This window comes from Arthrobacter sp. Br18 (assembly GCF_000520555.1).
Taxonomy (GTDB): domain Bacteria; phylum Actinomycetota; class Actinomycetes; order Actinomycetales; family Micrococcaceae; genus Arthrobacter_D.
The window spans coordinates 1-751 of the sequence record NZ_AZSA01000316.1 but is presented as its reverse complement, the minus strand read 5'-3'; the positions used below and the strand labels follow the sequence as shown (position 1 = coordinate 751).

At 67.5% G+C, this 751-nt stretch carries 1 pseudogene; it reads right to left on the bottom strand.

Annotated features, from left to right (window positions below):
- Positions 1-239: 239 nt before the first annotated feature.
- A pseudogene (locus tag Y704_RS24330) lies at positions 240-751 on the bottom strand (lipoate--protein ligase family protein); the annotation flags it as partial.

Genomic DNA, 751 nt, shown 5'->3' with positions numbered 1-751 from the left:
AACCCGATCACTCCGCTCAGGCCGGGCTTGACCGTCGAAGATGCACCCGCATCCTCCGTCAACGGCTCTCCACCCCGACTTTCCATAGCAACAGCATCCCACCCACCACTGACATTTCACCTCCCACAAGCCCCCACCAGACAACCCGCAAACAGACAGCTCCCGCCCAAGGAACCCCGGCGGGAAAATCCCGCCGAAACGGAAGAGCCCCTCCGCCAAAACGGCGGGCGGGCTCGCAGCTAGAGGAGATCGACCCGCCGGGCGTAGGCCCGCAGCACAGCGGCTTCGACGTCGTCAACTGTTGTGCCTGGCACGAGGTCCTCGGCGGCACCCGCCGTACGGGGGTCCCAGGAAAGCTCCAGAGCCGAGTAGACCGAGGTCAGGGCCCGACGGATGGGTGCTGAGTCCTCCACCACGATCACCGAGGAGAACAGCCAGGCACCGGCGATTACCCGCTGCGCCGTGCCGACCAGCTTCACGCTGATCGGTTGCGCCGACAGCCGGTCCTGACCGGTCCCGTGCACGCTGAACTCCCCCGGGCAGTACTCCCCGGGAATCTCGCCCACTGCTGCGGTAATGCGGAGATCCTGCAGGGACTCGGCGAACACGGCACCGAACGCCGCGAAGCGAGCCTTGGTTCCGGCGACGGCGTTCGAGTTCGGCTCCACGTGATCGACCACGAGACAGCCTCGGTGGTAGGCCGCCGCCCGCCCGCCCGCCCGTCGGATCAGCGGCTCGAAGCCCTGGTCGC